The 7,640-nt window shown below is 51.4% G+C and carries 5 protein-coding genes; all 5 read left to right on the forward strand.

Going from position 1 to position 7,640, the window contains the following annotated elements:
- Positions 1-61 precede the first annotated feature (61 nt).
- Positions 62-3,469, forward strand: a complete 3,408-nt coding sequence (locus E1H13_RS25655; RefSeq protein ID WP_169617811.1) for a type III-B CRISPR-associated protein Cas10/Cmr2 — start codon at positions 62-64, stop codon at positions 3,467-3,469.
- Positions 3,466-4,683: a type III-B CRISPR module-associated Cmr3 family protein gene (locus E1H13_RS25660; RefSeq protein WP_169617812.1), complete on the forward strand. Its 1,218-nt coding sequence runs from the start codon at positions 3,466-3,468 to the stop codon at positions 4,681-4,683. Before E1H13_RS25655 ends, E1H13_RS25660 begins: the two co-directional genes overlap by 4 nt.
- 3 nt (positions 4,684-4,686) lie before the next feature.
- Positions 4,687-5,655 (forward strand): type III-B CRISPR module RAMP protein Cmr4, encoded by a 969-nt coding sequence (cmr4, locus tag E1H13_RS25665; protein WP_169617813.1) that lies wholly within the window; start codon positions 4,687-4,689, stop codon positions 5,653-5,655.
- Entirely contained in the window at positions 5,655-6,059 is a 405-nt protein-coding gene (locus tag E1H13_RS25670; protein ID WP_169617814.1) for a hypothetical protein, read from the forward strand. The genes cmr4 and E1H13_RS25670 overlap by 1 nt, the downstream gene beginning before the upstream one ends.
- Before the next feature lies 1 nt (position 6,060).
- The coding region (locus E1H13_RS25675) for an RAMP superfamily CRISPR-associated protein (protein ID WP_169617815.1) at positions 6,061-7,640 on the forward strand (1,580 nt) is incomplete at its 3' end.

Raw genomic sequence — 7,640 nt, forward strand, 5'->3', positions numbered from 1 at the left:
TCAACTTCCCGGTGAGTATTTACACTCGGCTGGGGCCAGAATCTGAGGAACCTCCTTAGAAATGAGCGAACCGGGAGAGCGAAAACTCTACTACCAGCGAAAACTCTATGCTTTCTTACAAGCCTTTCACCACTTCAAAGATCCTGATGTCGAACATCATCTCTGTGCCACGCTGCAATGCTTAGCGCCTCAGCTCGCTGACCTGCGGGACTGGTGGCGAGCGGGGGGCAACCTTTGTCTTGACGTTGCAGCTTCCAGCGATCGCATTAACCTCCAGACCACCCCTGACCTGCCCGATGAGGTTGGAGTACGACACCCGATCAGTGGCCAGGGGCAAACCATCACCGAACTGCCGTTAGACCCAGTTGAGATTCCGACAGACATTCAAAACTCCACCGACGCCAAGCACGTCTTCTGGTGGTTCTGGCGCTTTTATCCCGAGTACTGGGCCAAGGCCAATCCAAATTCCCAGGCGCTGCTGTATCCAGCCCACCGGATGCTGCCCGACTGCCCCCTGCACAGCTACCAGAGCACCGCGTCGGCCCTAGCGGGGGCGATGTATCCAGAAGGGCGTAGCGGCGATCGCCCAGAAACCCCCTATCTGCTACTCTTCAGCTTTTCCCCGGTTCAAGAGTTCATCAAAGCCTCCCGCAAGTTTGTGGACTTTTGGGCCGGGTCGTATTTGCTCCACTACCTCAGTGCTCGCCTCTGTTGGCACATTGCCCAAACCTATGGCCCCGATGCGGTGATTGTGCCCTCGTTGTGGGGGCAGGACATCATTGATGCCTTTTGGCTCAGAAAATATGGCCAAGAACAGCACGGTGACCTCGCAAATCCTGATTATCTAGAAGAGTTTTCCCACCTTTGGCGGCAAGGCTTTGATGGTACCAATGATGGTTTGGAGCCCGTCGAGCGGTTTGATCGCAAAGAATCCAACAGCCTTAGCACCGCTGGCTTCCCCAACATGATCACCGTGCTGGTACCGGGGAAGTCGAAGGCTGAAAAGTTAGGACAGGATCTATCAAAGCGACTGGCTGAAGAATGGCGAACCATCAGCGAAAAGATTCGAGAAGATATTCGCCAGACGGTGACCGCCTTCTTAACTGACGATCAGCACCAGACGGCACGAAATGAGTTGTGGCAAGAGTTTGAGCCCACCCTGCCCAAGTCAGCCAATCCACAGCTCTATCGCCAGGAAATGAAACTACTCCAACAGCAAAACTGCTGGGAGTGGCGACACCTGTGGGAGGCGCAGATTGACAACACCTGGGAGCCTTACTGGGCAGCCGTTCCCCTGGGGCATCCCGAAGATGAGCTCTCAACCCGTGATCTTAGCCAGTATGAGGCGTGGGCGTCCAAACAAGATGCGATCGCATGGCCCCCGACCCCACTCCCTAGCGCAGCCGAAAAAGCCATCTACACCCAAGAACTCAATGTCGGCACCTGGTGGGGCAGTCTGCAACAGCGCCTGCGCACCGCCCACATGGCCGTTAAAAATACCCGCCACTGGCAAATTCCGGCTGCTCCTGGCCCCCGTTCAAGTTTGTCGGGCCAGTTCAGTGCCGTGCATCCCCGGCTGAACTATCGAGAACGGCGGTTGCAAGATGGCACAACCCGCGACTTCCGGGAAGGCGGTGGCCTGCCAGAAAGCTCCATGCGACTGTTCTGGTTGATCATGGCCTATGCCTACAAGGGCCTGTTCAACGGCTCCGAAATGCTCAACGCTCTGGAGCTAACCAAACGCATGGCGTGGCAAGTCGGCGGCGTGGCTGAGTCGATGGGTATTCCGGTGACTGAACTTCAACCCGTACCCCTCGACCCTACAGACGAGGCATTGCTGGAGATTCAACAAACTCAGCCTGAGATTAACTACGACCAGTTAGTTCGCTTTCCCAACCTCAGTTCGATTGCAGCAGCTCGGTTTGTCCATGATTCCATCCAGAAAGCCGAGGTGGCTCAGCGAGAACATCAAGACGACTCAGTTCGTTTTCAAGCCAGAGTACATAATTACTGGAATGCCCTGGCTAACCAGGTGCGAACAACTCTCCGGCCCAAGCCAGTCAATCAGCAAGATTTATCAGGTGAAGAATCTGCTCAGCATGAAACTAAGAGACAGCATTTAGCCGCTGCCAGACGTACCTTTGCTTCTCGTACCCGAGGTAGGCCGTTTCATGTTGCCAAGACTGATCAGGTCATCAACTCAGAGCAAACCCCTGGCCGCGACTACAACGGGGTCATGTTCTCCGCCAAGTGGCTGGCAGACGAGATGAACCTGGAGAAAGCCAAGGGAGATAAAAACAAAGTCGATGAGGTCGCCCTGCTCCGTCAGGCCATTGATTCCGCCCACAAAGAGGCTGGCTTTGGCGATGGCAGCCCCGGCGACTGGTGGGTGATCGTGCTGGGCGATGGCGACGGCATGGGCAGCTACATTTCGGGGGAAACCCTGAAGCCCTACCGAGACTATCTGATTGATTTAGAAGCCAGTCACTACCTTGATCAAACTCAAAGCACTGACCTGCAGCAATTTACTCACCACTTCCAACAGCTTTTGGCAACGACCAAACGCATGGGACCCGCCACCCACATTGGCCTCAACCGCGCCCTGCTGGACTTCTCTAACCGGCTGGTGCCCTACCTGACCGAAAAGCGCTGCTGCGGGCGGGTGATCTACAGCGGTGGCGACGATGTGATGGCAGTACTGCCGTTGGAAGATTTGCCGGGATACTTGCGATCGCTCCGTGCCGCCTGGTCTGGTCAGGACGATCCTCTAGGTGAGTTTACGAGTGATGGTGGCTACTGGCACCCTAAAGGGACCTTCGATGGAATTCCCCAGCGCCCCCACTTCACCATGGGCAAAAACGCCACCATGAGCCTGGGGATTGTGATTGCTAACAAAGCCGTCCCCCTGCCCACGGTGCTCGAAAGCCTCTGGGATGCCGAGCAAACCGCCAAAGCCATGCCCGGTAAAGACGGCCTCTGCTTCCGCGTCATCTACGGCGGCGGCAACACCCTGGAGGCCCTGATGAAGGGAAGCCTGCTGGATGACTGGTGGGCATGGATCAACAAGGGGATGCAAAGCAAAGATGGCCAAGATACCCTGAGTCCCATCCTCTATCGCTTAGCCGAAGAACTGCCGAAAAGGGCCAGCGTGACGGAAAACTATAGTCTCTTTGCTGAAGCGGCTAAAGTCATCGTCAGCAATCGCGACGAAAGCAAGAGATTTGAAGACTTTGAGGGCTTCTGTGATCTACTGATGGCCTGGTTGAAGCGATGGGAAGCCTGGGTCAAGACAGCTGATCCAAAGCAAATTCAGCCAGGTTACAACTCTCGTCAAGATCCGCCTCTGACCGGGGCAAGCCCAGAGGATATGGGCTATCTCATGCGCTTCAGCGCCTTCTGGGTGAGCAAGAACCTCCAGCGCCAAGCCTGGGTACAACCCCAAAAGCAACCGGTGGAGGCGAAGTCATGACCTGGTACCGAATCACACCCCTGGATGTGTTGCTATTTCGGGATTCCCGGCCCTTTAGCCCTGCCGACGGCTCCTGGGCCAAGGGGCTGTTTCCACCGATGCCGATTACGGTGTTCCATGGGTTGCGATCGTTGCTGCCGCAACGCACTCAAGCAGACAAGCGCCAGCGTCGAGACACCAACAGACTCAGGGATTTGACTTTTCTTGGCCCCTTTCTGTGTGATCCAAACGGTACCCTCTGGTTGCCTACGCCAAAAGACCTGGTCTGTCTGTATCCCCAAGATGTAGGTGCAAAAAAAGCCAGCGATCGCTGGGAATCGGTGCATCGATTGCAGCCCGCTAAGATTCGAGGGTCAGAAGATAAAGATCCAGCTTGGGAGCATCTGGCGTTTGCAACCAATCATCCAGATCCAATGGTGATTACAAAAGCGATGCATGACCAAGAAAAGCAGCAGAATCAGCGCCTGGGAGAACCCCAACCATGGATACGTGCGAAGTATCTGGCTGAGTATCTCGACAGCAAAGAGACGAACTGGACGCAAGATACCCTGGAGGAAAAACCTCTGTTTCACTCGAATCCCTGGGATGCTCAGGTAATGCCCCACATCAAGATGAAATCCGGGGAACGCCAGGTAGAAGAGTCCGATGGCTACTTCACCGAAGTGGCAGTGCGGCTGCGCCCCGGCTGGCATTTTGTTGCTCGATTGGATTTACCTAACGGCTCATCAGAAGAGTTGCAATCCGGTGTGATTCGCCTGGGGGGGGAAGGCCATCGGGCACTGGTGGAGCGGCTGCAGGATCCAGATGAACCCCAGGGATGGTCAGCCTTGGCTGAGTTGAAAACCAATAAGGGCGATCGCAAACGCGCCTATGTGCTAACCCCAGGGTTAGCCCTGGCTGATACAGAGAAGCGGCTCTATGCCAGCTATCCCAGGGAGTGGCGTGACAATTTGGCAGGCTGCGCCACAGATCGGCAATTGATGTGGGGGGGGATCAGTGCGATAGCTCGGGTTGAAGGAAAGCCTCGCACAGGCAACGAGGAACCGGATGAGGTGGCCTACATTCCCCAACGGGCCTTTGTGCCACCGGGGACGGTGTATGCGTTTAAGTCGCCACCCAAGGTAGAGAGTCTGCTGCCTAATGATGAGTCACACCAGTGGCTGACCACCTTTCAAAAATTGAACTACGGAAAATTATTATGGGGAGTGCACTAGGTAATGGATAACTATTTGACCTATTTATATTTGCTAACGCCGCTGCATACGGGGGGCAGCGCCAATGAAGGTAACCTGATGGGTATCGCCCGTGAAGTACATACGGAATTTCCCTACATGCCAGCCTCATCTGTAAGAGGAAAAGTCCGTTCTGTCTTAGAAAAAGACAGCAAAGACAATCCGCAGGAAAGCGCCGCAACCAGCTTAGTATTTGGTCGACGAATTGAGGACGGAAATCAACCTACAGAAGGAGAAATTTGGTTCGCTGATGCCACACTGCTATTCTTTCCAATTGCTTCTCTGAGTCACCATATGATATGGATAACTTGTCCACTATGGTTAGAACGATGGAGCCGTTGGCTAGCACCAAACTCCCAAGCCAATGTACGCAGTTTAATCCATACATGCCGACAGCACCTATCAAAGGATGGCCGCAAGTCAGCAGTAGTGAGCTTCGAAAGAGAGAAACTCTATTTACAGACGGCTTTGCTTCAACCAGCTGAGTTAGCCTCTGAGAACTTTGAAATTATCAGTCCTGAGTTAACTGGCCTACTAGAAGCTTCTGGATTAGTAAATCTTCTACCAGAAAGATTGATTGTCTTACCCGAGGCAGAGTGTTTATCTCTGGTAGAAACAGGGCTACTGCGAGAGGTTCGGGTACGGCTAGAAACTGGCTCTAAAACTGTGGACAAAGGATCATTTCGGTCTGAAGAGGCAATTCCACCAGAAACCGTACTGTTCTTTCCCTGGGGAATGAAGCGTTCTCAAGCTGTCGCTATAGATAAGGATGAAAAAGATATAGATAAAGCTCGTGCAGAGGCCGAACAAACCCAAGCTGCGAAAGATATGCTTCGCAACATCATTCCTGATCGGATGAGCACTCGCCTACAGTTCGGAGGCCTAGAAGGACTGGGAAGAGGCTGGGCCGAAATGAAAAGTATGCAGATTACTGCCGAGGAGGGAAGTCGCTGATGAAACTTGATCCACGCCAGTTTAGCCAAGAAGCTTATGGAGCATTAGAAAGTCTAAGCCAACAACTAGATAAAAAGTACCATAAGAAAGCGAGTGCTCTAGTGCAGGGGCTACCAGCTTATATCTCTACATGGGGACTGCATCGACTGAGTGGTGATGCCAAGAGCTTTATCGGTAAAACCTCTGAAGATACAAAGTACAAGGGCACTGTTTACTATTGTTTCCTCGAAAGTTTACACAAGTTTAGTGGAGCTGACTTTCAACCAAGAGATGAAAAAAGCCTAATTTTTAATTCCAGAATGCCTCTCAGAGACTACTTAGCCCTCAACCACTTAGCTCTAAGGTTTGCAAAGGAATGGTCATTTTGGGCTGCCTCACTACTTGGCGAAGCGGAGAATAATTAACATGACAAGAGGGAAAGAAGAATCTTGGAAGGAAAAATTAGCTCAAGCAGCACAGGAAATGGGCATAGAGGCTTCTACTTCCTCGTCATCTAGTATGTCTAGGAATGAAGATCCTCATCTTTCAAAAATCAAAAATCCCCTTCAAACACTAAATTGTGCAGACTTTTCAACGGAATCTGCGAAAAAATTCAGCGATTCTCAACCAGAAGAGCAAAGACTAAAATCTCTTCTAGAAGAGACGATAAAAGCTGATACTCAGACCTGTCAGTCTCTTTATGATCTCCTTAACCAGCGGACAGTAACACTAGCTGGAGAGATTGTAGAGGTTTATTTTCCTGAAAGACTAAGAGTTGGTGGGATTCAGGGATTTCGAGAGCGATTACTACCCGCCCTACACCCAGTGTATGGAGTCCCCTATGTGCCTGCTAGTAGTATCAAAGGTGTTGTCAAAGCCTGGGCAGAGTATCACCAGCCTGAAGGTTTAGAGACAGTCCAGCGTCTATTTGGTTTTCTTAATCAAACTGCTTCAGAAGCTGAACAGAAAGCGTCCCTTGGCACAGTACAAATTCTAGATGCTTTTCCAATGACCCCTTGCTTAAGTATGGACGTAGCCACGCCTCAGTGGAATTGGAAAGCGAGCCGAGTGGAATATAATCCATCACCTCACTACATGATGTCTCTACAAAATGTAACTCTGAAAATCGGCTTGGCTAAAACTAGCTTGGGATCCGAAGCGGATGTAAAGCTAGCCAGAACATGGCTAGAAAAGTCGCTTATTCAAGAGGGGCTAGGCTCTCGTATCAGTGCCGGGTATGGACGAGTTAGTCAACCTCAAGAGTCAACTCTAGAGACAGGTGACCAAGTATCCGAAGCTTCTAAACTAGTTGAATCCCGCTGGCGCAGCAGCAGTCATGGTTTTGAGCTGTGGTCACAAGGCATTTATAGTGTTTCAGAACAAGTCGAGTTAAGGTCGGCGGCCATTCGAGGAGTATTACGATACTGGTTTAGAGCTGTAGCACTAAGTTTTTGCTCTCCGCAGGATTGCCAGATATTCGAGGCCAAGCTATTTGGCAGTATTGATACAACTCTGAATAAGAAGAAGAAACCTACCTATGGTAGTGTCAGAATTTCTGTCGATGTCGAGGGAGGCTCGAAGCTGAGTAACCAGGGTAGTAACACACCTTACTATGCAAAGGGTAGGATTCACTTAGAATCTACCAATCAAGGGCATCTGACCTTAATCAAATACATTTTGAAGTTAGCAATATACCTGGGCGGCATAGGCCGTGGAGCCAGACGCCCACTACATTGCAACTCAGGACGGTTAAGAGGTTGCTACTGGCAGCCTACTGATTCTCAGGACTCCCTAGGGTACAGCCTAGAGGAATGGTTGACAATGCTCAAGAATCTCCGAGATGTTTGTCAGGGACTTTGTAAGCAACTCTCAATTTCTAGCCATCCTGACAGTTGCTCTCCTGGAGATACTCAAAATAGATATCAAGATGTCTTAAATCAGAATGCTCGGATATATCTAGTTAAAGCTAATAATATAAAACACCCGAAAGATGTGCCAGGCAATCA

The sequence above is a fragment of the Nodosilinea sp. P-1105 genome (assembly GCF_012911975.1).
Lineage (GTDB): Bacteria > Cyanobacteriota > Cyanobacteriia > Phormidesmidales > Phormidesmidaceae > Nodosilinea.